The organism is Ectothiorhodospira shaposhnikovii, from assembly GCF_016584105.1.
Lineage (GTDB): Bacteria > Pseudomonadota > Gammaproteobacteria > Ectothiorhodospirales > Ectothiorhodospiraceae > Ectothiorhodospira > Ectothiorhodospira shaposhnikovii.
This window is the reverse complement of sequence record NZ_NRSM01000002.1, coordinates 157,116-179,888: the sequence shown is the minus strand read 5'-3', so window position 1 is coordinate 179,888 and position 22,773 is coordinate 157,116. Positions and strand designations below refer to the sequence as shown.

The 22,773-nt window shown below is 63.2% G+C and carries 26 protein-coding genes; 10 read left to right on the top strand and 16 right to left on the bottom strand.

Annotated elements, in window-relative coordinates; genetic code table 11:
• Positions 1-543, bottom strand: a complete 543-nt coding sequence (nudE, locus tag CKO35_RS02075) for an ADP compounds hydrolase NudE (RefSeq protein ID WP_200172076.1) — start codon at positions 541-543, stop codon at positions 1-3.
• Positions 544-723: 180 nt separating this feature from the next.
• Between nudE and yrfG the strand changes: the two genes are divergently transcribed.
• On the top strand, positions 724-1,401 hold the full coding sequence (gene yrfG, locus CKO35_RS02070; RefSeq protein WP_200172075.1) for a GMP/IMP nucleotidase: 678 nt from the start codon (positions 724-726) through the stop codon (positions 1,399-1,401).
• Between the two features lie 6 nt (positions 1,402-1,407).
• A complete protein-coding gene (locus CKO35_RS02065; protein WP_200172073.1) occupies positions 1,408-2,085 on the top strand; it encodes a sulfite exporter TauE/SafE family protein in 678 nt (225 codons plus the stop codon).
• Here the strand turns inward: CKO35_RS02065 and CKO35_RS02060 are convergent.
• From CKO35_RS02060 to CKO35_RS02045, 4 genes are read right to left on the bottom strand one after another with little or no spacing between them, the layout of a single operon-like run.
• Complete coding sequence (locus tag CKO35_RS02060) at positions 2,075-2,401, bottom strand: DUF167 family protein (RefSeq protein ID WP_200172071.1); 327 nt, start codon at positions 2,399-2,401, stop codon at positions 2,075-2,077. The genes CKO35_RS02065 and CKO35_RS02060 overlap by 11 nt on opposite strands.
• A complete protein-coding gene (locus CKO35_RS02055) occupies positions 2,391-2,942 on the bottom strand; it encodes a YggT family protein (protein WP_200172069.1) in 552 nt (183 codons plus the stop codon). Before CKO35_RS02055 ends, CKO35_RS02060 begins: the two co-directional genes overlap by 11 nt.
• A 9-nt stretch (positions 2,943-2,951) precedes the next feature.
• A complete protein-coding gene (gene proC, locus CKO35_RS02050; protein ID WP_200172067.1) occupies positions 2,952-3,779 on the bottom strand; it encodes a pyrroline-5-carboxylate reductase in 828 nt (275 codons plus the stop codon).
• A gap of 37 nt (positions 3,780-3,816) precedes the next feature.
• A complete protein-coding gene (locus tag CKO35_RS02045) occupies positions 3,817-4,503 on the bottom strand; it encodes a YggS family pyridoxal phosphate-dependent enzyme (protein WP_200172065.1) in 687 nt (228 codons plus the stop codon).
• A gap of 130 nt (positions 4,504-4,633) precedes the next feature.
• Between CKO35_RS02045 and CKO35_RS02040 the strand changes: the two genes are divergently transcribed.
• Genes CKO35_RS02040 through CKO35_RS02030 form a run of 3 tightly spaced genes read left to right on the top strand, consistent with a single transcriptional unit; the run spans position 4,634 to position 8,103 of the window.
• Positions 4,634-5,668 carry a type IV pilus twitching motility protein PilT gene (locus CKO35_RS02040; RefSeq protein WP_200172063.1) on the top strand — a complete coding sequence of 345 codons (1,035 nt, stop codon included), beginning with the start codon at positions 4,634-4,636 and terminating at the stop codon, positions 5,666-5,668.
• A gap of 54 nt (positions 5,669-5,722) precedes the next feature.
• Complete coding sequence (locus CKO35_RS02035) at positions 5,723-6,889, top strand: PilT/PilU family type 4a pilus ATPase (protein WP_200172061.1); 1,167 nt, start codon at positions 5,723-5,725, stop codon at positions 6,887-6,889.
• 17 nt (positions 6,890-6,906) lie between these two features.
• Entirely contained in the window at positions 6,907-8,103 is a 1,197-nt protein-coding gene (locus CKO35_RS02030; RefSeq protein ID WP_200172059.1) for a PilT/PilU family type 4a pilus ATPase, read from the top strand.
• A 42-nt stretch (positions 8,104-8,145) separates the two neighbouring features.
• Here the strand turns inward: CKO35_RS02030 and CKO35_RS02025 are convergent, their stop codons facing one another.
• From CKO35_RS02025 to CKO35_RS02000, 6 genes are read right to left on the bottom strand one after another with little or no spacing between them, the layout of a single operon-like run.
• The gene (locus CKO35_RS02025; protein ID WP_200172057.1) at positions 8,146-9,021 is read right to left on the bottom strand and encodes a dihydroorotate dehydrogenase electron transfer subunit; all 876 of its coding nucleotides are present in this window, start codon (positions 9,019-9,021) and stop codon (positions 8,146-8,148) included.
• 27 nt (positions 9,022-9,048) lie between these two features.
• Positions 9,049-10,341 (bottom strand): dihydroorotase, encoded by a 1,293-nt coding sequence (locus tag CKO35_RS02020; protein WP_200172054.1) that lies wholly within the window; start codon positions 10,339-10,341, stop codon positions 9,049-9,051.
• Positions 10,338-11,360 (bottom strand): aspartate carbamoyltransferase catalytic subunit, encoded by a 1,023-nt coding sequence (locus CKO35_RS02015; RefSeq protein WP_200172052.1) that lies wholly within the window; start codon positions 11,358-11,360, stop codon positions 10,338-10,340. Before CKO35_RS02015 ends, CKO35_RS02020 begins: the two co-directional genes overlap by 4 nt.
• On the bottom strand, positions 11,357-11,866 hold the full coding sequence (pyrR, locus tag CKO35_RS02010) for a bifunctional pyr operon transcriptional regulator/uracil phosphoribosyltransferase PyrR (RefSeq protein ID WP_200172050.1): 510 nt from the start codon (positions 11,864-11,866) through the stop codon (positions 11,357-11,359). Before pyrR ends, CKO35_RS02015 begins: the two co-directional genes overlap by 4 nt.
• Positions 11,863-12,342, bottom strand: a complete 480-nt coding sequence (gene ruvX / locus CKO35_RS02005; protein WP_200172048.1) for a Holliday junction resolvase RuvX — start codon at positions 12,340-12,342, stop codon at positions 11,863-11,865. The genes pyrR and ruvX overlap by 4 nt, the downstream gene beginning before the upstream one ends.
• On the bottom strand, positions 12,335-12,892 hold the full coding sequence (locus CKO35_RS02000; RefSeq protein ID WP_200172046.1) for a YqgE/AlgH family protein: 558 nt from the start codon (positions 12,890-12,892) through the stop codon (positions 12,335-12,337). The genes ruvX and CKO35_RS02000 overlap by 8 nt, the downstream gene beginning before the upstream one ends.
• Positions 12,893-13,172: 280 nt before the next feature.
• Here CKO35_RS02000 and CKO35_RS01995 point away from each other — a divergent pair, with 280 nt between their 5' ends.
• Positions 13,173-15,089 (top strand): methyl-accepting chemotaxis protein, encoded by a 1,917-nt coding sequence (locus tag CKO35_RS01995; RefSeq protein ID WP_200172044.1) that lies wholly within the window; start codon positions 13,173-13,175, stop codon positions 15,087-15,089.
• Between the two features lie 113 nt (positions 15,090-15,202).
• Here CKO35_RS01995 and CKO35_RS01990 read toward each other — a convergent pair whose 3' ends face one another.
• Genes CKO35_RS01990 through gshB form a run of 5 tightly spaced genes read right to left on the bottom strand, consistent with a single transcriptional unit; the run spans position 15,203 to position 18,975 of the window.
• A complete protein-coding gene (locus CKO35_RS01990; RefSeq protein WP_200172042.1) occupies positions 15,203-16,090 on the bottom strand; it encodes an energy transducer TonB in 888 nt (295 codons plus the stop codon).
• Complete coding sequence (locus CKO35_RS01985) at positions 16,087-16,596, bottom strand: Gx transporter family protein (RefSeq protein ID WP_200172205.1); 510 nt, start codon at positions 16,594-16,596, stop codon at positions 16,087-16,089. Before CKO35_RS01985 ends, CKO35_RS01990 begins: the two co-directional genes overlap by 4 nt.
• The gene (locus CKO35_RS01980; protein ID WP_338031740.1) at positions 16,596-16,961 is read right to left on the bottom strand and encodes a NusG domain II-containing protein; all 366 of its coding nucleotides are present in this window, start codon (positions 16,959-16,961) and stop codon (positions 16,596-16,598) included. The genes CKO35_RS01985 and CKO35_RS01980 overlap by 1 nt, the downstream gene beginning before the upstream one ends.
• The gene (locus CKO35_RS01975; protein WP_200172040.1) at positions 16,958-18,013 is read right to left on the bottom strand and encodes an FAD:protein FMN transferase; all 1,056 of its coding nucleotides are present in this window, start codon (positions 18,011-18,013) and stop codon (positions 16,958-16,960) included. The genes CKO35_RS01980 and CKO35_RS01975 overlap by 4 nt, the downstream gene beginning before the upstream one ends.
• Positions 18,010-18,975 (bottom strand): glutathione synthase, encoded by a 966-nt coding sequence (gshB, locus tag CKO35_RS01970; protein ID WP_200172038.1) that lies wholly within the window; start codon positions 18,973-18,975, stop codon positions 18,010-18,012. The genes CKO35_RS01975 and gshB overlap by 4 nt, the downstream gene beginning before the upstream one ends.
• A gap of 187 nt (positions 18,976-19,162) precedes the next feature.
• On the opposite strand from gshB, the gene CKO35_RS01965 reads away from it, so the two are divergent.
• The 4 genes from CKO35_RS01965 (at position 19,163) to CKO35_RS01950 (ending at position 22,762) form a co-directional block, all read left to right on the top strand.
• Entirely contained in the window at positions 19,163-19,579 is a 417-nt protein-coding gene (locus tag CKO35_RS01965; RefSeq protein ID WP_200172037.1) for a response regulator, read from the top strand.
• Between the two features lie 128 nt (positions 19,580-19,707).
• Positions 19,708-20,070, top strand: coding sequence for a response regulator (locus CKO35_RS01960; RefSeq protein ID WP_200172035.1), 363 nt, complete (start codon positions 19,708-19,710; stop codon positions 20,068-20,070).
• Positions 20,071-20,096: 26 nt separating this feature from the next.
• Positions 20,097-20,630, top strand: a complete 534-nt coding sequence (locus CKO35_RS01955; RefSeq protein WP_200172034.1) for a chemotaxis protein CheW — start codon at positions 20,097-20,099, stop codon at positions 20,628-20,630.
• Positions 20,631-20,695: 65 nt separating this feature from the next.
• Positions 20,696-22,762, top strand: coding sequence for a methyl-accepting chemotaxis protein (locus CKO35_RS01950; protein WP_200172032.1), 2,067 nt, complete (start codon positions 20,696-20,698; stop codon positions 22,760-22,762).
• Positions 22,763-22,773: the final 11 nt, after the last annotated feature.

Here is a 22,773-nt window from a genome sequence, read left to right as displayed (position 1 = left end):
TTATCTCTTGAGTCGGTCGCGCACCAGGTACAGGGCGGCGATGGAACGGGCTTCGGTGCAGTCTTCCTGGCCGATGAGACTATCCAGATCGCTCAGGCGCCAGGGCACGACTTCGATATCCTCGGGTTCATCTCCCGGCCGGCGTTCCGGATAGAGATCCTGAGCCAGGATGATGTGGGTGGTGTGGCTCAGGTAGCCCGGTGCAATGCTGAAGGACGTCAGGTGGGTAAGTCGATGGGCGCCATGGCCCACTTCCTCCATGATCTCCCGATTGGCGGCGTCGAGCAGGTCCTCTCCCGGTTCCACCAGCCCCTTGGGCAAGGCCAGTTCATAGCGTTGGGTGCCAGCGGCATATTCACGGATCATCAGTACCGTGTCCGGGTCCAGCATGGGCACGATCAGCACCGCCCCATGGCCGGAGCCCACCAGCCGCTCAAAGCAGCGCCGGGCGCCATTGGCGAACAGCAGTTCCATTTCCTCCACGTGGAAGAGTCGGCTGCGGGCCACGGTGCGGCGGGTGAGGATGCTGGGTTTTTCAGGCATGACGACAATACCGGCTGGGCAGACTCGGGGATCGGGCGAGCCGGGGTTGGCGGGGGTGGATCGGCATGCTGTCGCCCTCCGTCGGGAACGGGATATCCTGGGGATTGTACTATCTAAGTCCGGCTTGGGAAGAATCACCCAATGTCAGGTTGTTTCAGACACGATGGACATCGAGGCATCATGAGTACATCACCTTCAGCCGCTCCCCTGCCGTGGGCGTCGGTGGACAGCGTTTTCCTGGACATGGACGGAACGCTGCTGGATCTGCATTTCGACAATCATTTCTGGCTGGAATACCTGCCCCGGCGTTATGGGGAGGCCCGTGGGCTTGACCCCGCCCAGGCAAGGTCCGAGCTGATGGCCCGCTATGCCGGTGTCCGCGGCACCCTTGACTGGTACTGTCTGGATTACTGGCGGCAGGAGCTGGACATGGACATCATTGCCCTGAAGCGGGAAATGGCCCATCTGATCGCCGTCCACGAGCATGTGCCGGATTTTCTGGCCGCCGTGCGGCGTCTGGGACGGCGGCTGGTGCTGGTGACCAATGCCCACCGGGGCGGACTGGATCTGAAACTGACCCTGACCGCCCTGGAAGGGCATTTTCATCGTGTGGTCTGCGCCCACGAGCTGGGACGCCCCAAGGAGGACTCCCGTTTCTGGGATTGCCTGCAGGGGCGGGAACCCTTTGATCCCCGTCGTACCCTGTTCGTGGACGACAACCTGGATGTCCTCAGATCCGCCGAGCGCCATGGGATTGCCCACCTGCGGGCGGTACGTCGTCCTGATACGCGGGCCGCGGAGGTGGATACCGGGGAATTCGCCGCCATCCGGGATTTTCGTGACCTGATGCCGGAGTAGGGTGTCATGGAGCCAGGGACACTGCTTGCCGCCTTTGTCATCGGCCTGCTGGGCGGGGTGCATTGCATGGGGATGTGCGGCGGCATCGTGGGCGCGCTCACCCTGGGGATTCGTGGTCCAGCGCCCGGTGGGCGGACCCGGCCCGCAGCCTTTTTGCTGGCCTATAACCTGGGGCGGATGACAAGCTATACCTTGGCCGGTGCCCTGGCCGGCGGCGTGGGCTGGTTTGCTGCTCACCTTGCCGACGTGAACCAGGCCCAGCAGGTGCTGCAGGTCCTGGCGGGTCTGTTCATGATCGCGCTGGGGTTGTATCTCGCCGGTTGGTGGCACGGGCTGGTGTACCTGGAGCGGGCCGGCGGCCTGCTATGGCGGCGACTGGAACCCCTGGGGCGACGGGTGATGCCGGTGCGTTCCCCGGCTCAGGCCCTGGGCCTGGGGCTGGTCTGGGGCTGGCTGCCTTGCGGTCTGGTCTACAGCGTGCTGTTCTGGTCCCTGGCCGCCGGTGGCGCCGCCCAGGGGGCGGCCCTGATGCTGGCCTTTGGCGTGGGCACCCTGCCCAACCTTTTGTTGATGGGTGTGTTTGCGGCCCGTCTGGCGACGCTGGTGCAAAAGGCCTGGGTGCGGGGGCTGGCGGGGGCGGCCGTGGCCGGTTACGGGGTCTACATGCTGCTGGTTACCTGGTAACCGGGGGGCGACAGACATCCAGCGGTGGCGGCAGGCGCCCGGGGGTATCCACGGCGACGGTCTTTTCCCGGCTCGTCGCGCCTGCCTCCAGCATGACCCGGGACCGGGCCACGCCGCAGTGGCGGGCGATCAGCTTCAGCAGCCGCTCGTTGGCGGCCCCCTCCACCGGCGGGGCGGTGACGTAGACCTTGAGCCGGTCACCCAGGGGTTCCCCCAGCTTTTCCCTGGATGCCCGGGGCTGCAGCCTCAGCCGCAGCACCAGGGTGTCGTGTCGCCAATGCCACCAGCGATCGTTGCCTGCGTCTTCAGAGTGCACTGATGAAAATCAGCAGTACGTTCAGGCCGATGATGGCTACCAGGGGGGAAAGATCCACCATGCCCGTTTGCGGCATCACCTTGCGGATGGGGTTGAGCAGGGGACGGTTCAGGCTGTAGACCAGGCCAGCCACCGGGTTCTGACTCATGCCGCCGGCCTGGAACCAGCTCATCACCGCCTGGATGATGATGCTGATGATGTAGATCCAGATCACCAGCCGCACGATGGCCAGAATACTGGCAATGAACAGGGTGAGAGGATGAATCATCACGCCGAGGATGACGCCGACGATGAACAGTTCCAGCATTTTCAGGGCCAGGATCAGCACCAGGGCCGCACTGTCCACCGGGCCGATGGGGGGGATGAACCGGCGCAGGATGCGCAGTGGCGGATTGGTGATGGTCACCAGGAACTGGGAGATGGGATTGTAGAAATCCGCCCGTGACAGTGCCAGCAGGGTGCGCAGCATCAGGGCCAGGATGTAGAGGCTGAACAGGGTGCCGATCAGAAAGACGGCGGCGTTTTGAAAGGCGTGTGACATGGATGATCCTCAGTCCCGACCCAGCTGGTCGGCCAGTTCGTGGGAACGGTCCCGGGCGGCGGTGAGGGCGCGTTGCATGAGTTCCCGCAGTCCGCCGGCCTCCAGCGCCGCCAAGGCCTGTTCTGTGGTGCCTCCCCTGGATGTCACCCGGGCGCGCAGGGTGGCGGCGTCCTCATCGGATTCCAGCGCCAGTTTGGCGGCGCCGAAGGCAGTTTGCAGGGCCAGCAGGCGAGCCGTTTCCCGGGGCAAGCCCAGGGCGGTGCCGGCGTCTTCCAGGGCCTCGATGAACAGAAAGCAATAGGCCGGTCCACTGCCGGAAAGGGCGGTGACGGCATCCAGCTGGGCTTCATTCTCCAGCCATACGGTCATGCCCACGGCACGCAGCAGCGATTCCGCCAGATCCCGCTGCCGGGCATCCACGCGGGGGTTGGCCGACAGCCCGGTGGCACCGCAGCCCACCAGCGCCGGGGTGTTGGGCATGCAGCGAACCACGGCCAGGTCGCCGCCCAGCCAGCGTTCGATATCCTCGCTGCGCACACCGGCTGCAATGGAGACCACCAACGGTTTGCGGGCCTGAACCTGAGGGGCAATGGCCCGGGTCACCTCGGCCATGACCTGGGGCTTGACCGCCAGCACCAGCACTTCGCAGTGGGCGATGGCCTCGGCATTGGCGTCCGTGACGTGGATGGCCGGCCAGTGTCGGCTGACGAGGGCGCGCTGATCCTCGTTGGGATCGGCTGCCCATAGTGTGCTGGGGCTCCAGCCGTCCGCCACCAGTCCGCCGATCAGGCTGCGGGCCATGTTGCCGGCCCCGATAAAGGCGATGTTCTCGTTCATCAGTTTCTTTGGTCTGCGGGATGGGTGTGAGGCAATGTTAACCCGAACGGCCGCCGAAGATCGCCGTTCCCACGCGCACCAGCGTGGCGCCTTCGGCAATGGCGGCCTCCAGGTCGTCACTCATTCCCATGGACAGCGTATCCAGGGTGTGGCCACGTCGTATCAGGTCTTCCCGGGCCTGTCGCAAGCGGGCAAATGCCCGGCGCTGGGTGTCGAAGTCATCGCTGGGGGCGGGGATGGCCATCAGGCCGCGTAGCCGCAGGCGGGGCAGGGCGGCCACCGTCTCGGCCAGCGCCGGCAGGGCCTCCATGTCGATGCCGGACTTGGTGGCCTCGCCGCTGACGTTCACCTGGATGCAGACCTGCAGCGGGGGGAGTGACTCGGGGCGTTGATCGCTGAGGCGCCGGGCGATCCGCTCCCGGTCCACGGAGTGGACCCACTGGGCGGTTTCCGCGATGGGCCGGGTCTTGTTGCCCTGGACCGGGCCGATGAAATGCCAGGTCACCCCCCGGCCTGCCAGGGCGCGGGCCTTGTCCGTCAGTTCGGAGACATAATTTTCACCGTAGGCCCGTTGCCCGCAGTCCAGCGCCGTGGCGACCACCTGGGCCGGGTGAGTTTTGCTCACCGCCAGCAACTCAATGTCCGCGGCGGGTCTCCCGAACCGCTCCGCGGCTGTCTGGATGCGGCGATGCATGGCCTGAATTCGTTCGCAAATGTCGTTCATGCGGCTATGCTATATTCGCAAGCAAAATGCGTCACCTGTTGCGCCGTGCGTGCCTGTCTCCGGAAGGCCGAGGCCGAATCCCGCGCATTCCATGCAAGACAGGGTCTTGAATCCAATACAAGGGGGCTGGATGGATATCACCCAACTGCTGGCGTTCAGCGTCAAGAATGGCGCTTCCGACCTGCACTTGTCATCGGGTCTGCCGCCCATGATCCGCGTGGATGGCGATGTTCGCCGCATCAATGTTCCCGCGATGGAGCACAAGCAGGTTCACGGCATGGTGTATGACATCATGAACGACAAGCAGCGCAAGGATTTCGAGGAGTTTCTGGAGACCGACTTTTCGTTCGAGATCCCCGGTCTGGCCCGCTTTCGTGTCAATGCCTTCAATCATAACCGGGGCGCCGGGGCCGTGTTTCGCACCATCCCCACCAAGATCCTCACCCTGGAGGAGCTGGGTTGTCCCAAGATCTTCGAGAAGATCTCCGAGTATCCCCGGGGAATCGTGCTGGTCACGGGGCCTACCGGCTCCGGCAAGTCCACCACCCTGGCGGCCATGCTCAATCACAAGAACGAGACCGAGTACGGCCATATCCTCACGGTGGAAGACCCCATCGAATTCGTCCACGAGTCCAAGAAGTGTCTGGTGAACCAGCGCGAGGTGCACCGGGATACCCTGGGTTTCAATGAGGCCCTGCGCTCCGCGCTGCGCGAGGACCCTGACACCATTCTGGTGGGGGAAATGCGTGACCTGGAGACCATCCGTCTGGCCCTGACGGCGGCGGAGACCGGCCATCTGGTCTTCGGTACCCTGCACACCAGTTCCGCCGCCAAGACCATCGACCGTATCGTGGATGTCTTCCCGGCCGCGGAAAAGGACATGGTGCGGGCGATGCTGTCCGAGTCCCTGCGGGCGGTCATCTCCCAGACCCTGATGAAGAAGATCGGCGGTGGTCGCTGTGCCGCCCACGAGATCATGCTGGGTACTCCGGCGGTGCGCAACCTCATTCGCGAGAACAAGATCGCGCAGATGTACTCCGCCATTCAGACCAGCCAGGGCGTGGGCATGCAGACCCTGGACCAGAGTCTCAAGGAGCTCCTGCAGCGGGGCCTCATCAGCAAGGAAGAGGCCCGCCGCAAGGCGGCCAGCCCTGACAGCCTGTAGCCTTTACCGGCTGGCCGCCAGCCATTTGCCACTGATCGCACGAGGCACTTTTCCATGGATCGCGACAAGGCCATACGTTTCATGCACGATCTGCTCAGGACCCTCCTGAGCAAGAAGGGCTCCGACCTGTTCATTACCGTGGGTGCGCCGCCGTCCATGAAGATCGACGGCAGGATGACGCCCATCACCAACCAGCCGTTGTCACCGTCCCATACCCAGGTGCTGGTCCGCTCCATCATGAACGACCGTCAGGCGGCGGAGTTCGAGCGCACCCAGGAGTGCAACTTCGCCATCAGCCTGCCCGGAATTTCCCGGTTTCGGGTGAATGCCTTCACCCAGCGTGGGTCCTCGGGCATGGTGTTGCGGGTCATCACCTCCGAGGTACCGGCCCTGGAGGACCTGGGGTTGCCCATGCAGCTCAAGGACATCTCCATGACCCGCCGCGGTCTGGTGATCTTCGTGGGGGGGACGGGCTCGGGCAAGTCCACTTCCCTGGCCGCCATGGTGGGTTATCGTAACCATAACAGTTACGGGCATATCGTCACCATCGAGGACCCCATCGAGTTTGTTCACTCCCATGTCAATTGCCTGGTAACCCAGCGAGAGGTGGGGGTGGATACGGAGAACTATGAAATCGCCCTGAAGAACACCCTGCGCCAGGCCCCGGACGTGATTCTCATTGGCGAGATACGGGACCGCGAGACCATGGACTATGCCATTGCCTTCGCCGAGACCGGTCACCTGTGTTTGAGTACCCTGCACGCCAACAGCACCAACCAGGCCCTGGATCGCATCATCAACTTCTTCCCCGAGGAACGTCGTCAGCAATTACTGATGGACCTGTCCCTGAACCTCAAGGCGGTGGTGTCCCAGCGCCTGATCCCCCTGTCCACCGGCAAGGGCCGCGTACCGGCAGTGGAAATCATGATCAACAGTCCGCTGATGTCGGACCTGATCTTCAAGGGGGAGATCCACGAGATGAAGGCGCTGATGGCCAAGTCCAACGAGGCTGGCATGCAGACCTTCGATCAGGCCCTGTTCCTGCTGTTCGAGTCCGGCAAGATCAGCTATGAGGATGCGCTGCGCAACGCCGATTCCGTCAACGATCTGCGCCTTCGTATCAAGCTGGACAGCAAGCGTGCCCGCAGTCAGAACCTGCTGGACGAGGCGGATGGCCTGGAAGTGCAGGCAACCCCGGAAGAATCCGGATTACTCAAATGACCGGGGTCTGAAAGACCATGTTGATCGAGCCTTACCTGAAGCTGATGGCCCAGAAGAATGCCTCCGACCTGTTCTTTACCACGGGTGCTTCCGCCTGTGTGAAGATCGAAGGCGATATCCGTCCCATCAGTCGTCAGCCGCTGCAGCCCGGGGTCGTCAAGGAGATGGCCTATGACATCATGGACGAGCGCCAGATCGAGACTTTTGAACGGGACAAGGAGATGAATCTCGGGATTTCCCTGGACGGGCTGGGCCGTTTCCGGGTGAATATCTATGTGCAGAGGGGTGAGGTCTCCATGGTGATCCGCTTCATCAAGAGCGAGATTCCCACGATCGAACAACTCATGCTGCCACCGGTGCTCAAGGAACTGGTGATGCATGACAACGGCCTGATTCTGGTGGTGGGAGCCACCGGCTCGGGCAAGTCCACCACCCTGGCCTCAATGATCGACTACCGCAATGGCATGGCCGCCGGTCATATCCTGACCATTGAGGATCCCATCGAGTACAGCTTCACCCACAAGAAGTCCATCATCGGTCAGCGGGAAGTGGGACTGGATACCCTGTCCTACGACAATGCCCTGCGGGAGGCCATGCGCGAGGCCCCGGACATGATCATGATCGGTGAAGTCCGGGATCTCAATACCATGAAAGCCGCCATTGCCTATGCGGATACCGGCCATCTGGCCCTGTCCACGCTGCATGCCGTGAATGCCAATCAGGCCCTGGATCGCATCATCAACTTCTTTCCCCCGGAATCCAAGCAGCAGATCCTCATGGATCTGTCGCTGAATCTGCGGGGTATCGTCTCCCAGCGCCTGCTGCTGGGGAAGGATGGGAGCCGTCTGCCGGCGGTGGAGGTGATGTTGAACACCCCCTATATCGCCGAGCTGATTCGCAAGGGCGAGATCAATGCCATCAAGGGCGTCATGGAAAAGGGTGCTTCGGTGGGTATGCAGACGTTCGATCAGGCCCTGTTCGAACTCTACAAGGCCGGGCAGGTGACGTTGCCCGAGGCCCTGGCCAAGGCGGATTCACGGGGCGATCTGGAATGGCGCATCCATTTTGGTGGCGGGGTGAAGAGCCTGAAAAAGGACGATGACGACCTGTCATTGCCTGGAGACACTGATCCCGCCATCCGTGGCAGGAACGATGGCCGCAAGGGCTTTGACGAGACCTTGCGGCCGGTTTCAGAAAGCAGGATCAAGGAATAGTGGCCTTGACAGGCCATGCCGCGCCCCGAAAACGGTTCCGGCTTAGCCAAACACGGATTTGGCCTCGAAGACGGGCCCGTCCACACAGACCCGCTTCATTCCGGGGCCCTGCTCCGTTTCCACCTTGACCACGCAGCCCGCGCAGCCGCCCACGGCACAGGCCATGTACTCCTCCAGGGAGACCTGGCAGGGCAGATGGTATTCCCGGGCAAGAGCAGCGCAGGCCTCCAGCATGGCGTGGGGGCCGCAGGCATAGACCTGGACCTGGCGCCGCTGTTCCGGTGACAGGGCGTCCAGCCAGTGACGGGCAAGATCCGTCACATAGCCCTCATGGCAACCGGGAAAGCCCGCCAGACTGGTGAGTCGTGACGCCACGCCCCAGTCTTCCAGCAGCGGCATGGCGGCAATCACCCCGTTCGGCATGCCCGGTACCAGGATGCGGGAAGGCGAGGCCTTGAAGGGAAAGGGCACTTCCGACCCCATGATCACGAACGGCTCGCTCACCGGGTCCCTGCGCATGGCATCCGCCAGGAACACCATGGGCGGGATCCCCACGCCGCCGCCCAGCAGCAGGGCGCGGGGGCGATCCCCGTGGGGCAGGGTAAAGGGTTTGCCGATGGGGCCCATCAGATTGATCTTCTCGCCCACCTGACGCTGGGCCAGCAGGCGTGTCCCCTTGCCCACGGCCTTGTAGAGGAATTCCACCCACCCCTCCTGGGGATCCACCCGCATGATGGACAGGGGGCGGCGCATGGGCAGCTGGGGGTCGCACTGCAGGTGGGCAAAGCAGCCCGCTCGGGCGTGAGCGGCACACTGGGGGGCCTTCACCCGCAGGACGTACTGATCGCCCGGGTGAGCGGTATGGGACAGGATCGGGGCATCTTCCACGAAGATGGTGCCGCGATGGGGTTTGTTCATTATTTATTTCTCCGCAAAAGGCCCTGTCTATACCTGCCGGGCCTGCAATTCAAAGATCACCCGTCCCGCCACCAGGGTGTGAGTCACCCGGGGCCTGAACTCCCAGCCGAAGAAGGCGCTGTTGCGTCCGGCGCTGAGCCAGTTGTCCGGGCCCGGCCCATGGCCCCGCTCCGGGTCCACGATGGCGATGTCTGCCCGAGTGCCCACGCCCAGGGTGCCCACCTTCAGGCCCAGGATGCGGGCCGGGCCGGCGGTGACCCGGCGCACCGCTTCGGGCAGGGGCAGCACCCCCTCTTCCGCCAGTCGCAATACCAGGGGTAGCAGGGTCTCCAGGGTGGACATGCCCGGCAGGGTGGCCGGGAAGGGCGCCAGCTTGGCGTCCGCCTCATGGGGCTGGTGGTCCGAGCAGATCGCCTCAATGCTCCCTTCGGCCACTGCCTTGCGCAGCCCGTCCCGGTCCCGCAGGGTGCGCAACGGGGGGATCACATGACACAGGCTGTTGAAATCCGCCACGTCCATTTCGGTCAGGAACAGTTGATGGGCGCAGACATCGGCGCTGACCGGCAGGCCGTCCTCCACAGCCCGGGCCACCATGGCGGCTCCCCGCGCCGTGGACAGCCGGCAGACATGGATGCGGGCCTCGGTCTGGGCCGCCAGGGCCAGCAGTACGCCCAGGGCAGCGGTTTCCGCAGCCTCCGGGATGCCCGGCAGGCCCAGACGGGTCGCCACGGCGCCCTCATGGGCACAACCCTGGCCCGCCAGGGACCAGTCGATGGGATGCAGGTACACCGTGATGTCGTGGCTGGCGGCGTATTCCAGGGCCCGGCGCAGCAGCAGGTGGCTGCCCATGGGCCGCAGGGCCTGGCTCATGCCCAGGGCGCCGGCCCGTTTCAGGGCCGCCATGTCGGACAGCTGCTGCCCTTTGAGGCCCGCCGTCAGGGCGCCCAGGGCATGGACCCGGACGCCGCAGGCCTGACGGGCACGGCGGTTGATCAACTCGATCTGGGCCGGGGAGTCCACCACCGGGCTGGTGTCCGGTGGACATACCAGTGTGGTGATGCCGGCGCTGGCGGCGGCACGGGTTTCCGAGGCGATGGTGGCCTTCTGTTCGTGCCCCGGCTCCCCCAGGCGGGCGGAAAGGTCCACCAGACCGGGCAGCACCCAGCGGCCACGGGCGTTGATGCGCCGGTCCGGGCTGTAATCCTCGCTGGGAGGGGCGCCCAGGGCGACGATTTCCTCCCCCTGGATGTAGAGATCCGTGACCTGATCCACGCCGTTTTCCGGGTCGATCACCCGGCCTTGTTCGATCAGCAGTTTCATGCTCCCGCCCCCTGATTCACGCTGCCGCCCATGATGGTGGACATCACTGCCATGCGCACGGCGATACCGTTGCTGACCTGTTCCAGAATGACTGACTGAGGACCGTCCGCCACCCGGGAGTCGATTTCCACCCCGCGATTGGCGGGGCCGGGATGCATGACGATACAGCCCGGTGCCGCCAGGGCCAGCCGTTCCTCGGTCAGACCCCAGAGCTGGAAGAACTCGTGCTCGGAGGGCAGCAGGCCGCTTTCCATCCGTTCCTTCTGCAGCCGAAGCATGATGATCACGTCCACGTCCCTGAGGCCGGCGCGGATATCGTGAAATACATGCACCCCAAGATCCTCCACATGGGCGGGCAACAGGGTCTTGGGTCCGATCACCCGGACTTCGCCGGTATTGAGCAGGTTGAGGGCGTGGATCTGGGATCGGGCCACCCGGGAATGCAGGATATCGCCCACGATGGCCACTTTAAGACGGGTGAAATCCCCCTTGTGGCGGCGAATGGTGAACATGTCCAGCAGGGCCTGGGTGGGGTGGGCGTGACGGCCGTCACCGGCGTTGAGTACGCTCACATGGGGCGCCACGTGGCGGGCGATGAAGTGGGCCGCGCCGCTGTCCGCGTGGCGCACCACGAACATGTCCACATACATGGCCTGGAGGTTTCGGAGGGTATCCAGCAGGCTCTCGCCCTTGACCGTGGCCGAGGTGCTGATGTTGATGTTCAGCACGTCCGCGGACAGGCGCTTGGCTGCCAGTTCGAACGTGGTGCGGGTCCGGGTGCTGGCCTCGAAGAACAGGTTCATCACCGTCTTGCCCCGCAGCAGGGGTACCTTCTTCACCGCCTGGGCATTCATGCCGGCAAAGGACTCTGCGGTGTCCAGGATCTCGGTGATCAGGGCGCCGGAGAGTCCCTCGATGGTGAGCAGATGCCGCAACCGTCCCTGGGCATTGAACTGCAGGGAGGGGGGCAGGGGACCGGCGGCGGGCCGGGATCCGGCCGGATTGTCCTGGTTGATCATGACGCGGGCTCCAGTTGGACGATATCCAGACGCAGTGGATCGGGTCCTCGCAGCTTCACCTGTTCGTCGGCGCGCAGCTTGAGATGCTGGCCCACCACCTGGGCCTGGATGGGCAGCTCCCGTCCGTCCCGTTCCACCAGTACGGCCAGCATCACGGAGGCCGGGCGGCCGTAGTCGAACAGTTCGTTCATGGCGGCGCGGATGGTGCGGCCGGTGAACAGCACATCGTCCACCAGCAGAATGTGGCGCTCGTCCACGGCGAAGGGCAGGGAAGACGGACGCACCTGGGGATGCATGCCCATGCGGCTGAAGTCATCCCGATAGAAGGAGATGTCCAGTTTGCCAAGGGGTTCGTTCAGGCCCAGGCGCTGGTGCAGTTGCTCGGCCACCCAGACGCCCCCGGTATGGATACCCACCAGGGCGGGGTCGGTGATGTGCTGCTCCGACAGGTGGCGGCGCAGGGCGTCGGCCATGCGGTCCAGAAGGGTGCTGACAGGTTCGGTCATGAAGCGATCTCTTGGGCAAGCCAGTGTTCCAGGAAGACGGCCGCCGCGACGGCGTCGATGTCTTCCTTGCGAATGCGCCCCCGCCGGCCTTCCCGGCGCCGGGACTTGAGATGGGACTCCGCTTCGGCGGAGCTGAATTGTTCATCCACCTGCCGCACCGGCAGGGCATAGCGGGCCCGCAGGCGATCGCAGAAGGCCTGGATGCGGCGGGCCAGGGGGTGCTCACTGTCGTCCGGGGTGCCGGGCAGGCCCACCACCAGCAGGGCCGGTTGCCATTCCCGGATCAGGGCGTCCAGACGCTGCCAATCGGGGATGCCGTTGCTGGCGGTCAGGGTCTCCAGGGGGGTGCTGGTGCGGGTAATACCGTTGCCCACGGCCACGCCGATCCGCTTTTCCCCGTAGTCCAGGGCCAGGACCGTGTCCGGTATGCCGATGTCCCGCTCCCTTTTGACGCGCCGGGTGCGGGTATCAGGCATGACCTGCCTGGCCGCTCATGAGGGACAGGTCCACCCCCAACTGGCCGGCGGCGGCCTGCCAGCGTTTTTCCGCTGGTTGCCGGAACAGGACATCCACGTCCGCCTGACAGGTGAGCCAGGCATTGTCGCCGATCTCCTGTTCCAGTTGTCCCGGCCCCCAGCCGGCATAGCCCAGGGCGATCAGATAGGTGTCGGGACCGCCGCCCTCGGCCATGGCCTCCAGGATGTCCCGGGAGGTGGTGACGGCGATGTGTTCACTCACCTGCATGGTGGAGGTCCAGTGACGATCGGCCGGGTGCAGGATGAATCCCCGGTCCGGCTGTACCGGGCCACCGTTGTAGACCGGAATCCGCCCGGTGGGCACCTTGGCGCTGATGCCCATGTGGTCCAGCACCATCTCCAGGGTGAGGTCCGTGGGGTGGTTGATGACGATGCCCATGGCCCCCTCGTCCGTGTGCTCGCACAGGTAGGTGACGGCATGGTGGAAGTTGGGGTCCGCCAGGGTGGGCATGGCGATCAGGAACTGGTCTGTGAAGTTCGCGCTACGCATGGGTCGGGTGTCGCGGCTGAATCCGGTGTCTAGTGTACACTGTCCCCCTGCCTCGTCGTAGCGTCACCAAAACCGGGCGTGCGGAATTTCCGCTGTGTGGCCGGATTCCCGCCGTGCGGGAATGGCGCATCCAGAACATCCTTGTTCTGGAGGTGGAATAAATCTCAAGCATTCGAGATTGTGCGCGATATAGTTGAGGGCGTGTCCGACAGATCGTACAGCCACCCTTTATTCACCTGATTCACCAGTGGTTGTGCCGTGCTTGCCTCAAGGAGGAAACATGCTTGACCGACTCCGGCTTCTCCCGAAGATGCTGATTTTTTTCGGTGCCCCGATGGCCCTGGCCCTGGGGGTGGTGGCGGTGATCGTCATCTCCCAGGTGAATCACCGGGTTGTCGGTATCATGGAGGATTCTGCCGCCAGCATGGCCACGGGTGGTGCAGAAGCCGTGGGCTGGTGGGTGGAATCCCACATGTCCGTGGTGCGGACACTTGCCCGGACCCCTACCCTGAGCTCGGGGGATACGGATGCGATTTCGGGGGTGCTGGAGCATTTCGGCGCGCACATGAGCGACGAGTACGAAGTGTTGTTTTTTGTGGATACGGACGGGGAGGCCTATTACCACAATCGTCACCGCTCGAATCTGGCCGACCGGGGCTATTTCCAGCAGATCGTGCGCGACCGGTCCCGCCAGTCCATGGTGACCGATCCCGTGTTCTCCCGCAGTACGGGTAATGCCATTACCGTATTTGCCCATGCCGTCCAGGATGTCCGCGGCAATGTCATTGGCCTGCTGGCGGTGACGGTGACGCTGGATACCCTGACGGACATCGTCGCCGACGCGGTGGATCAGCCCGGCGCCATTGCCTGGGCCTTGGGGTCCCAGGGGGTTTATATCGCCCACCCGGACGCCGCTCAGCGCATGACCTCCAATGCCCTGGAGTCCGGTCGGCAGGATTATGCCGGCCTGGCTCGCCGCATGGTGGGCGGAGAAACTGGTCTGGCGGATCAGGTGCTGGAGGATGGGCGGGCCTACAAGGTGGCCTTCCATCCTGTTCCCCATACCCCGGGATGGTCCATGGCCGTGGCCATTCCCTCCGATCTTCTGATGGCCACGGCCCGCGAGCTGACCCTGACCATGGCGCTGGTGTTCGGCGTCACCCTGCTGCTTCTGGCCGGTATCATCCTGCTGGTGGCACGGATGATCGTGAGTTCCGTGACGGATACCCGCATGGCCCTGGACCGCATTGCCGAAGGGGATGGCGATCTCACCCAACGGCTTGATGAGGGTCGTCACGATGAATTTGGTGATCTGGCCCGCAGCTTCAACGTCTTCGTGGGCGGGGTGCATGGCCTGGTGAAGCAGGTGTCCATGGCAGCAAGCCAGTTGGGCGCGGCGGCCGAGCAGTTGGCGGTATCCAGTCGTCAGGCCAGTGAGCAGGTGCGGCAGCAGCAGTCCGAGGCGGAGCAGGTGGCCACTGCCATGACCGAGATGGCCGCCACCGTCACCCAGGTGGCCGGGAATGCCTCCCTGGCCGCCGATTCGGCCGCTTCCTCCGATCAGGCCGCGCGGGAGGGCGCGCAAGTGGTTCAGCGAACGGCGAAGGAAGTGGCGGAACTGGCCAACGAGGTGCAGCGGGCCGTTGCGGTGATTCAGCATCTGCAGAAGGATGCTGAATCCATTGGTACCGTGCTGGATGTGATACGTGGCATTGCCGAGCAGACCAATCTGCTGGCGTTGAATGCCGCCATCGAAGCGGCGCGGGCGGGGGAACAGGGGAGGGGGTTTGCTGTGGTGGCCGATGAGGTGCGCAGCCTGGCCACCCGAACCCAGTCTTCCACCCAGGAGATCCAGGGGATGATCGAGAAGCTTCAGTCCGCTGCCCGGGATGCGGTCCGGGTGATGGATTCAGGCGGTGCCAAGGCCAGCGAAGGTGTTCGTTCCGCGGAGCAGGCCGCCGAGGCCCTGGTGAGCATCACCCATGCCATTGGTTCCATCAACGACATGAATACCCAGATCGCCAGTGCCGCCGAAGAGCAATCCGTCGTGGCGGAGGAGGTGAACCGCTCTCTGGTCCGCATCAACAGGGGAGTGGAGCAGGCAGCGGACGGTTCAACCCAGATTGCCGCGGCCAGTGACGAGCTGTCACGGCTTGCCGCGGATCTGCAGAGCCGGGTTGGCCGCTTCCGGGTCTAGTGTTCCCGCTGCACCCGGAGTCTTGTTTGTGGGAATTCAGGCTGGGAACGCACTGAAAACGTTCCCTTTGAATCACTCCCGCGAGCGTGGGAGTGATTGGCCCATCCCAGTCCCTACCGGGTTCTTACACCCTGATTGCCCTGGAATACCCAGGTGCGGGTGATCATGAGCTGGTCATAGGATCTGCGCATTTCGGCGGGAAACGGGGCGTAAGGTCCAGCCAGCTCCACGATGCGGCGGGCGGCATCATCCAGAACCCTCTCCCCGGAACTGGCACCTATCTCGATGCTGATCACCTGACCTTCCTGGCCTATGAGCACACTCAGGATGAGGGAGCCGTTGAGCCGCCGGCGGCGGGCCTCGTCCGGATAGTTGAGATTGCCCACCTGCTCCACCTTGCGAACCCAGGCATCCACATAGGCCGCCTCCACCGCGGATTTCGCGCTCAGGGCATCCACATAGTGCGTGCGCGCGCGCGGGGCCAGATACCGGTCCACTTCCGCCAGTTCTGAACTGAGGCGGGCCATTTCCAGGCTGCGTTCAACCAGCTCTCTGGCGCTGAGGTCCCGTTGAGGCGTGGGGGTCTGGTGAATCTGTTCCGGGGCTGATGGCGTATCGGGCGAAACCGAGGTGATCAGCTCCACGGCTTCGCTGGGGACCGGGTCGGGGGATGCGGCCATCACCTGCTCCTGGGCCAGCCCATCGGTGGGCAGAGGCATGGGGGACGTCAATGGGCTGCTGGGACGCCCCTCCGGATCGTCCCGTCCGCTGGCGATCTGGTCAGCCTGGGCGATCAGTTCGGCCTTTTCCGGGGTTGTATCCGCCCGGGTCTGGACAAGGACGACATCCACGGTGGGATTGGGTGCCTTCGCCCGGGAGTATGAGTATTCAAAGCCGAGACCGAGGATCACGATGCCATGCACGGCGGCGGCCACGAACAGGGTCAGGCTCAGTCGGTCGTTGGCGGTGACGCGGGGTTGGGTGGCCATCATGGCGTTCATGGAGATCGGGAAACCTGCTGATACATCATGGCGGCTATTGTACCGCTCACCAGTCCGAACACCAGGGAAAAGCTCAGCAGGACCGGCAGTAGCTTGAGCAGGGCGGGATGGGGTATGAACAACCACCAGGCCAGCAGAAACTGGCCTGACATGTGCGCCAGGGCCGCCAGGACGCACAACCCCAGGGGGCTCAGTCGTGCCCCGGCAAACCGATGGGCGAGGCCCAGGGTGGCCAGGCTGCAGGCGGCACCGGCGGCGCTGAGCAGGAAGGTGGGGCTGAGGAAGGTGCCGATCACCAGGCTGCCCGCAAGCACCCGGAGCACGGTGACCCACACAGCCATTCGCCAGCCGAACAGCATCAGCACCAGGACGGTGATGACGTTGGCCAGCCCGGGTTTCACGCCGGGCAGCGGGCTGGGTATCGCGGCTTCAAGGATATGTATGGCAATGGCCAGGGCGGCCAGCCAGGCGATGCGATGGTCTTCGCGTGTTGTCGGCAGCATCATCAGTAGTTCACGCTGTCGAACACCCATTCGTCTCCCAGTACCTCGATGATGATCCGGTTGGGCAGGCTGACGGCCATGTCGCCCGCCTGGCGCAGCCAGCCGGCCTGCTGGCAGATGCCCTGGGAACCCGGTGAGGCCGCGCAGCGTACCGCGCCATCACGGATCTCCACCAGCGTGATGCCGGCGGGGCCGGCGACTTCCAGTTGTCGGGGCTGATCCAGCGGCAGACGGGCTACTTCCCGGTCACCGGCAACCACCCGCACCTGGGTGGCCGGGGCCGCAGGGGTCCACAGCCAGGCATAGCTGCCCGCCACCAGCAGGGAGCACAGCAGAATCACCAGGGCGTCGGCGCGAGTCATCATCATGGAAGCGGGGTAATGCGAATCTCCGGCGCGCTGCCTTCGAATTTCACCCGCCTTTCCATGGCGGGTGTCATGTGCGCAAGCCCGTTGTCGTCGATCAGCATGACCTTGTCGATACCCAGTCCGGCGGCGATGCGGGGCCAGTCTTCGGGGCCGGCGATAAAGAGTGCGGTGCTGGCGGCGTCGGCCTCGGCGGCATCGGAGTGAATCACGGTCACTGAACGGGTGCCGCGGGCCGGCTGTCCGGTGCGAGGGTCCAGGATATGGTGATAGCGCTCGCCTTCATGAAGATAGTATCGCTCGTAATCCCCGGAGGTGAATATGGCCTCATCCCCCTTGATCTCGATGGATGCCAGGACGCCATTGCCGTCGGGATTGCGGACACCGATTCGCCAGGGGCGGTTGCCGGGGCGGCCGATGGCAATCAGGTCTCCGCCGGCATTGAGAATGGCGTTTTCCACGCCCATGTCCCGCAGGTGCGTCATGGCTTCGCGGATGCCGTATCCCTTGGCATAGGCGCCGAGATCCAGCCTCACGGCGGGATTGTGGCTACGCATGCGGATACCGTCGATCTCGATATCGGCCATGCTGGGCATCTGCTCCAGGATGGCTCTGATCTGTTCCGGCTGCGGCGGGGGCCCCCGGGGGTCGTCCGACTGGAATCCCCATAGGGCGAACAGGGCGCCCATGGCCGGGTTGAACAGGCCCTCGCTGGCTTCATGCAGGCGCTGGGCATCCAGAATCAGGGGCAGCACGGAGGGGTTGGCTGAAAAAGGCAGGCCGGTGGCAAGGAGTTCGTTGGTCCTGCCCATGGGGCCCGGTTCCCAGGCGTGCCAGGCGCGATGCATGTAATCCAGGTCGGCCCGCACCGACTCCGAGGCCCGGGCAGCCAGTTCACGATCCGCGGTATAGATATTGAGTTCCACCAGGGTGCCGAAGGCGAGAAAGCGATCCCGATGGATCTCCGGGCGTTCGCAGGCGCCGAGGAGCAGTGTCAGGCACAGGAGCAGAGCAAGCGCCGGGATGGGGTGTCGGGTCTTGCGGGACAGCGTCATGACTTGTCTCTCAGGTGACGGGAGATGGCCTCCATCAGTTGTCCGCCGATGTCGAGACCGAACTGGGCATCCAGTTCCCGGATGCAGGTGGGGCTGGTGACGTTGATTTCAGTCAGGTAGTCGCCAATCACGTCCAGGCCGACAAAGATCAGCCCCTTTTCCCGAAGAGTCGGCCCCACCTGGGCGCAGATCCAGCGGTCCCTTTCCGTCAGCGGCACGCCTTCTCCGCGACCGCCGGCGGCCAGGTTGGCACGACCTTCCCCTTCCGCCGGGATGCGGGCCAGGGCGTAAGGGACTGGCTCACCGTCCACCAGCAGGATGCGCTTGTCGCCCTGACGGTATTCCGGCAGGAAGCGTTGGGCCATGACGCAGCGCCGACCGTGGTCGGTGACGGTTTCCAGGATCACGCCCACGTTGGTGTCCCCAGGGGCCAGGCGGAATACGGAGGCCCCTCCCATTCCGTCCAAGGGCTTGACCACGATCTCACCCTGGCTGGCCATGAACTGCCGGATACGCGCCTGGTTGCGGGTGACCAGACTGGGTGGGCAGCATTGTGGAAACCAGGCGGTGAAGAGCTTTTCGTTGGCGTCCCTGAGGCTGGCGGGACGGTTCACCACCAGGCAGCCTTCCGCGGCGGCCAGCTCCAGCAGGTAGGTGCTGTAGATGTATTCCATGTCAAACGGCGGGTCCTTGCGCATCAGCACCACATCCATATCCGCCAGGAGGTGTTCCTCGGGCCGGCCCAGTTCAAACCACCGGCCGGGGTCGTCACGCACCGCCAGCGGGCGTGTCGCGGCATGGACACGTCCTTCCATCATCCAAAGATCATGTTGCTCCATATAATGGATCTGCCAGCCTCTTTCCTGGGCTGCCAGCAACATGGCCAGGGTGGAATCCTTCTTGGGCTGGATGGTCTGGATGGGGTCCATGACCACGCCCAGGCGGATCTGAGTGCCGTTCATCGGGCAACCTCGTACGATCTGGGGTCAAGTGGGTGCAATTTATTCAATCTATGCACAAGATAATGGAGTGGCGGAGATTTCTCACCATCCGGGTACCGTCAGAATCCGGCGGTAGTGTTTGATACCGATGCAGACCATGGAGTAAATTCACATTCCGTACGCAAACAGCAGCTGCATCGGGGGCGGTGTGAACGAATACACCCAGGATGGCAATGAAGGCCAAGAGGATCTTTCCGGTCTCAAGGTGTTGGTGATCGACGATAGTAAGACGATTCGTCGCACTGCAGAGACTTTACTCAAGAAATATGGATGCGAAGTGGTGACAGCCACCGACGGTTTCGAGGCGTTGGCCAAGATCGCCGAGCACAAGCCGGACATCATTTTCGTGGATATCATGATGCCGCGGCTTGATGGTTACCAGACATGTGCCTTGATCAAGCATAACCGGGTATTCAGGCAGACACCCGTGATCATGCTTTCCAGCAAGGACAGTATTTTCGACAAGGCCCGCGGGAGGATCGTGGGCTCCGAGCAGTACCTGACCAAACCCTTTACTCGCGATGATCTGCTGGGGGCGATACGCCAGCACGTTCGCAAGCAGTAGCAGGGACTTCGCAGTTTGGGCTGTTACACCCCGGCGACTGCTGTCCGTTCCAGCCGTCGTCGGTCATTAATGCAATTCTGCTTTCGGAATTCCCTTCTGGGCAGAAAATTCAATTCGGAGAAGTTGTCATGACGCGTATCCTGGTGGTCGATGACTCACCCACCGAGCTTCACGTGATTTGCACCATGCTGGAAAAAAATGGTTATTCGGTCATCACGGCTTCCTCCGGCGAGGAAGGGATGACCAGGGCCCGGGAGGCCAAGCCCGATGTGGTTCTGATGGATGTGGTCATGCCGGGGTTGAATGGTTTCCAGGCGACCCGCCAGCTTTCCCAGGATCCCGAGACGGCCAGCATCCCTGTCATCATGGTGACCACCAAGGACCAGGAAACCGACAGGGTCTGGGCCATGAGGCAGGGCGCGCGTGACTACATCGTCAAGCCGGTGCGGGAAAAGGAACTGATCAAGAGCCTTAAGGAGATTCTGTCCTGAAGGGGGCCTCCGTGACCACGAATGCGATGGAAGATCCCTTCTCTTACCTGCTTGAAGTCGAGCATAAGGGGCGTTCCCTCGGTGGACAGTTGCCGATTCAGGATGAACTTCGTGGCGCCTGGAAAGGGGTTTTGTTCAAGTTGCACGGCCAACAACTCCTGGCCCCCATGGAGCAAGTGGCGGAAATCCTGACGCCCCCACCCTTTTCTCGCATACCCGGTGTCAAACACTGGGCACTTGGCATCGCCAACATGCGTGGCAACCTGCTGCCCATGATGGATCTGCATGGCTACCTTTTCGGCGATAACCTGTCCGGTGAGGCGAGACGTCACCGTTTACTGGTAATGAATTATCAAGGTGTCTACGCAGGGCTGATGGTCGAGGCGGTAGTAGGCATGAAACATTACTGGAAGCAGGAGCGAACGGATGACCTGCCGGCGGTGGATGAACAATTCAGGCCATTTTTATCCGGGGCATTCCGCAGGGGAGCGGAGCATCTGGCCGTGTTCAGTCCCTGGAAGCTGGTGAATGAACCGGAGTTCATGAATATCTCGGCGTGAGCCGCGGGCACATATGGGATGTTGAGCCGTTTTTCACGGCGCAATGGGTCAGAGGAATCTAATTGATGAAATCGTCTTCAAGTGACGCAGCAGGCAGACTGGGTATCAGTAGGGGGATGCTGCTGCTGGCCGGGCTGCTGGTTGTCCTGATGCTGCTGACCGCCATCTCTTTCGTGCTTCACACCGGTCAGGTGGCCAACACCCGGGACCACGCCGCCCTCGCGTCGGAGCAGCGTGTGGTGAGCCAGCGTCTCGCCGCCCTGTCCAGGGACGCCATGTCCGGACAGCCCACGGTATTCAATGAGCTGCGCCGTCAGAGGGATCGCTTTGATCAGACCTTGACACATTTGCGTGAAGGAGATCCGGGTCGGGGATTGCCACCGGTGCCGGGCGTGATCGTTGACTCATTACTGAGCGTCGAATCTGCCTGGGGCAACTATCGAAGGCACATCACGACCGTACTGGACAACGAGCCGGCCCTGGCGGCCGCATTGGGTCATACCGCTAATCTGCAACGATCGCTGTCAAATCTGCAGGCGCGTGCCGATGCCCTCGCCGCCAGAATGGTGGATGCGGGGGCGGATTTGCGTACGGTCTACATGGTTTCCCGTTTACCCGTCCTGACTCAGCGCATGGAGCTTGACCTGGCGCTCATCCTTCGGGGTGTTGATCTGCCGGTGGCCGGTGGCCGGCTTGAGCAGGATGCTGCCGATCTGCAAGACGCACTCCTTCGCCTGCAGTCCATTGCCGCCATCCCTGCGGGGGAGGCGGAAGTCCTGCGTGAGCTTGGTGCCATCCATTCCGAGCTTCGCGCCGATGTTGAAGGTCTGGTGGTCCAGATCGAAAACATGGTGCAGCTGGCCGAGGCATCCGGCCGCATCCAGGATCAGGCCTCCAGTCTGTTGAATGTTGTCACGGTGCTTCAGCAGGCCCTGGACCAGCACGCCGGAGGCGGTAGTGTCTGGATCTTTGCGGGTTACCTTTTTGCCATCGCTACCGTGGGCGTGCTGGGTCTGCTGGCCTATCTCTTCTATCAGGATGCCCAGCGCCGTCTTGCCGTTACCACGGAACAAAATCGCCGCAATCAGCGCGCCATCCTGCGTTTGCTTGACGAAATGACCAACCTTGCGGAAGGTGATCTGACCGTCCACGCCACGGTGACGGAGGATATCACCGGGGCCATCGCGGATTCGGTCAACTACGCCATTGACGCCCTGAGAAGCCTGGTAACCACCATCAACCAGACCGCCATGCAGGTTTCGACGTCTGCCGTCAAAACCCAGGCCACGGCTCTTCGTCTTGCGGAAGCCTCGAATCATCAGGCCAGGGAGATCGCCTCCGCTTCCGGTGCGGTGACCGAAATGGCCGACTCCATCGAGCAGGTATCACGCTCGGCGGAAACATCGGCCGATGTGGCCAAGAAGTCTGTGGAGATCGCCTCCAAGGGTGCCCTGACGGTACGCAAGACCATTGACGGCATGGACACCATTCGCGAACAGATCCAGGAGACATCCAAGCGAATCAAGCGTCTGGGCGAATCTTCCCAGGAGATCGGGGATATCGTGAGCCTGATTACCGACATCGCGGATCAGACCAATATTCTGGCCCTGAATGCCGCCATCCAGGCTTCGTCCGCCGGAGAGGCGGGACGGGGTTTCGCGGTGGTGGCGGACGAGGTCCAGAGGCTTGCCGAACGCTCATCCAATGCTTCCCGGCAGATCGAGGCCCTGGTCAAGACCATTCAGGCCGACACCAATGAAGCCGTCATCTCCATGGAGCATTCCACTTCCAACGTCGTCAGTGGCGCCAAGCTTGCCTTTGATGCAGGGGATGCCCTGGCCGAAATCGAGGGGGTGTCCCATCAGCTCGCGGATCTGATCGCCACCATCTCCAAGGCGGCCCGGCAGCAGGCCGAAGCCTCCCAGAACATCTCCAATACCATGAACGTCATTCAGGAAATCACCATGCAGACTTCCGATGGCACCAACGAGACGGCCGTTTCCATCGGTAATCTGGCCAATCTCGCCTCGGAACTGCGTAAATCGGTTTCCGGTTTCAAGTTGCCTCAGTCCGAGCAGCTTGAAACGGTTGTGCTCGAAGCAACGGATTCTTCTGCGGGCAGACGGTCGTAACAAGCGTGTCG

What these genes read in the sequence shown, in the direction of transcription:
- nudE (WP_200172076.1), bottom strand. Translation starts at nt 543, where the DNA reads ATGCCTGAAAAACCCAGCATCCTCACCCGCCGCACCGTGGCCCGCAGC.
- yrfG (WP_200172075.1), top strand. Translation starts at nt 724, where the DNA reads ATGAGTACATCACCTTCAGCCGCTCCCCTGCCGTGGGCGTCGGTGGAC.
- CKO35_RS02065 (WP_200172073.1), top strand. Translation starts at nt 1,408, where the DNA reads ATGGAGCCAGGGACACTGCTTGCCGCCTTTGTCATCGGCCTGCTGGGC.
- CKO35_RS02055 (WP_200172069.1), bottom strand. Translation starts at nt 2,942, where the DNA reads ATGTCACACGCCTTTCAAAACGCCGCCGTCTTTCTGATCGGCACCCTG.
- proC (WP_200172067.1), bottom strand. Translation starts at nt 3,779, where the DNA reads ATGAACGAGAACATCGCCTTTATCGGGGCCGGCAACATGGCCCGCAGC.
- CKO35_RS02045 (WP_200172065.1), bottom strand. Translation starts at nt 4,503, where the DNA reads ATGAACGACATTTGCGAACGAATTCAGGCCATGCATCGCCGCATCCAG.
- CKO35_RS02040 (WP_200172063.1), top strand. Translation starts at nt 4,634, where the DNA reads ATGGATATCACCCAACTGCTGGCGTTCAGCGTCAAGAATGGCGCTTCC.
- CKO35_RS02035 (WP_200172061.1), top strand. Translation starts at nt 5,723, where the DNA reads ATGGATCGCGACAAGGCCATACGTTTCATGCACGATCTGCTCAGGACC.
- CKO35_RS02030 (WP_200172059.1), top strand. Translation starts at nt 6,907, where the DNA reads ATGTTGATCGAGCCTTACCTGAAGCTGATGGCCCAGAAGAATGCCTCC.
- CKO35_RS02025 (WP_200172057.1), bottom strand. Translation starts at nt 9,021, where the DNA reads ATGAACAAACCCCATCGCGGCACCATCTTCGTGGAAGATGCCCCGATC.
- CKO35_RS02020 (WP_200172054.1), bottom strand. Translation starts at nt 10,341, where the DNA reads ATGAAACTGCTGATCGAACAAGGCCGGGTGATCGACCCGGAAAACGGC.
- CKO35_RS02015 (WP_200172052.1), bottom strand. Translation starts at nt 11,360, where the DNA reads ATGATCAACCAGGACAATCCGGCCGGATCCCGGCCCGCCGCCGGTCCC.
- pyrR (WP_200172050.1), bottom strand. Translation starts at nt 11,866, where the DNA reads ATGACCGAACCTGTCAGCACCCTTCTGGACCGCATGGCCGACGCCCTG.
- ruvX (WP_200172048.1), bottom strand. Translation starts at nt 12,342, where the DNA reads ATGCCTGATACCCGCACCCGGCGCGTCAAAAGGGAGCGGGACATCGGC.
- CKO35_RS02000 (WP_200172046.1), bottom strand. Translation starts at nt 12,892, where the DNA reads ATGCGTAGCGCGAACTTCACAGACCAGTTCCTGATCGCCATGCCCACC.
- CKO35_RS01995 (WP_200172044.1), top strand. Translation starts at nt 13,173, where the DNA reads ATGCTTGACCGACTCCGGCTTCTCCCGAAGATGCTGATTTTTTTCGGT.
- CKO35_RS01990 (WP_200172042.1), bottom strand. Translation starts at nt 16,090, where the DNA reads ATGAACGCCATGATGGCCACCCAACCCCGCGTCACCGCCAACGACCGA.
- CKO35_RS01985 (WP_200172205.1), bottom strand. Translation starts at nt 16,596, where the DNA reads ATGATGCTGCCGACAACACGCGAAGACCATCGCATCGCCTGGCTGGCC.
- CKO35_RS01980 (WP_338031740.1), bottom strand. Translation starts at nt 16,961, where the DNA reads ATGATGATGACTCGCGCCGACGCCCTGGTGATTCTGCTGTGCTCCCTG.
- CKO35_RS01975 (WP_200172040.1), bottom strand. Translation starts at nt 18,013, where the DNA reads ATGACGCTGTCCCGCAAGACCCGACACCCCATCCCGGCGCTTGCTCTG.
- gshB (WP_200172038.1), bottom strand. Translation starts at nt 18,975, where the DNA reads ATGAACGGCACTCAGATCCGCCTGGGCGTGGTCATGGACCCCATCCAG.
- CKO35_RS01960 (WP_200172035.1), top strand. Translation starts at nt 19,708, where the DNA reads ATGACGCGTATCCTGGTGGTCGATGACTCACCCACCGAGCTTCACGTG.
- CKO35_RS01955 (WP_200172034.1), top strand. Translation starts at nt 20,097, where the DNA reads ATGGAAGATCCCTTCTCTTACCTGCTTGAAGTCGAGCATAAGGGGCGT.
- CKO35_RS01950 (WP_200172032.1), top strand. Translation starts at nt 20,696, where the DNA reads ATGAAATCGTCTTCAAGTGACGCAGCAGGCAGACTGGGTATCAGTAGG.